Source organism: Thalassorhabdus alkalitolerans (assembly GCF_042656525.1).
Classification (GTDB): Bacteria; Bacillota; Bacilli; order Bacillales; family Marinococcaceae; genus Thalassorhabdus; species Thalassorhabdus alkalitolerans.
This window is the reverse complement of the sequence record NZ_JBHSOZ010000001.1, coordinates 1-1132: the sequence shown is the minus strand read 5'-3', so window position 1 is coordinate 1132 and position 1132 is coordinate 1. Positions and strand designations below refer to the sequence as shown.

At 49.8% G+C, this 1132-nt stretch carries 6 tRNA genes and 2 rRNA genes; all 8 read right to left on the bottom strand.

Annotated features, from left to right (window positions below):
* Positions 1 to 342 (bottom strand): 16S ribosomal RNA (locus ACFPU1_RS00035); the annotation flags it as partial.
* Positions 343 to 502: 160 nt separating this feature from the next.
* Positions 503 to 578: transfer RNA gene (locus ACFPU1_RS00030), tRNA-Ala, on the bottom strand.
* Between the two features lie 11 nt (positions 579 to 589).
* Positions 590 to 666 (bottom strand) — tRNA-Arg (locus ACFPU1_RS00025).
* A 3-nt stretch (positions 667 to 669) separates the two neighbouring features.
* Positions 670 to 744, bottom strand: a tRNA-Gly gene (locus ACFPU1_RS00020).
* Between the two features lie 22 nt (positions 745 to 766).
* Positions 767 to 842 (bottom strand) — tRNA-Lys (locus ACFPU1_RS00015).
* 45 nt (positions 843 to 887) lie between these two features.
* Positions 888 to 963, bottom strand: a tRNA-Thr gene (locus tag ACFPU1_RS00010).
* 6 nt (positions 964 to 969) lie between these two features.
* Positions 970 to 1045: transfer RNA gene (locus ACFPU1_RS00005), tRNA-Val, on the bottom strand.
* A gap of 8 nt (positions 1046 to 1053) precedes the next feature.
* A 5S ribosomal RNA gene (gene rrf / locus ACFPU1_RS17080) occupies positions 1054 to 1132 on the bottom strand; the annotation flags it as partial.

Here is a 1132-nt window from a genome sequence, read left to right as displayed (position 1 = left end):
CCCAGTGTGGCCGATCACCCTCTCAGGTCGGCTACGCATCGTCGCCTTGGTGAGCCGTTACCTCACCAACTAGCTAATGCGCCGCGGGCCCATCTCACAGTGTTAGGATAAATCCCAACTTTTACAAGAAGATCATGTGATCTTCTTGGTTATCCGGTATTAGCCCCGGTTTCCCGGGGTTATCCCAGTCTGTAAGGCAGGTTGCCCACGTGTTACTCACCCGTCCGCCGCTCATTCCACAAGCTTTGCCCCGAAGGGCGCAGCTTGCTTCCTGCGCTCGACTTGCATGTATTAGGCACGCCGCCAGCGTTCGTCCTGAGCCAGGATCAAACTCTCCGATAAAATGAAGATGTTTGAAACTAACTTAACTTACTTTAATAGAAATTAACTGACGTTTGACTTTCATTCGATTTTCAAAGGACAACTTCACTTTTTTTGTAAAGCGACAACAATTATAATATCAAGTTATTATTTCTGTGTCAATAACTTTTTTATAAATAATTGGTGGAGCCTAGCGGGATCGAACCGCTGACCTCCTGCGTGCAAGGCAGGCGCTCTCCCAGCTGAGCTAAGGCCCCAAAAAATAAAATGGCGCGCCCGAGAGGAGTCGAACCCCTAACCTTCTGATCCGTAGTCAGACGCTCTATCCAATTGAGCTACGGGCGCTTATGGAGCGGAAGACGGGATTCGAACCCGCGACCCCCACCTTGGCAAGGTGGTGTTCTACCACTGAACTACTTCCGCAATGTTATTCTGTTAAATTGAATGGTGAGCCATGGAGGATTCGAACCTCCGACCCTCTGATTAAAAGTCAGATGCTCTACCAACTGAGCTAATGGCTCACGACATTATGGCATATAAAAACCTTCAGTGCAGAAGGTAAATAATGGTGCCGGCCAGAGGACTTGAACCCCCAACCTACTGATTACAAGTCAGTTGCTCTACCAATTGAGCTAGACCGGCATAATATGGTGGAGGATGACGGGATCGAACCGCCGACCCCCTGCTTGTAAGGCAGGTGCTCTCCCAGCTGAGCTAATCCTCCTAGAGTACGCCTGGCAACGTCCTACTTTCACAGGGAGTTGCCCCCCAATTATCATCGGCGCTGAAGAGCTTAACTTCCGTGTTCGGC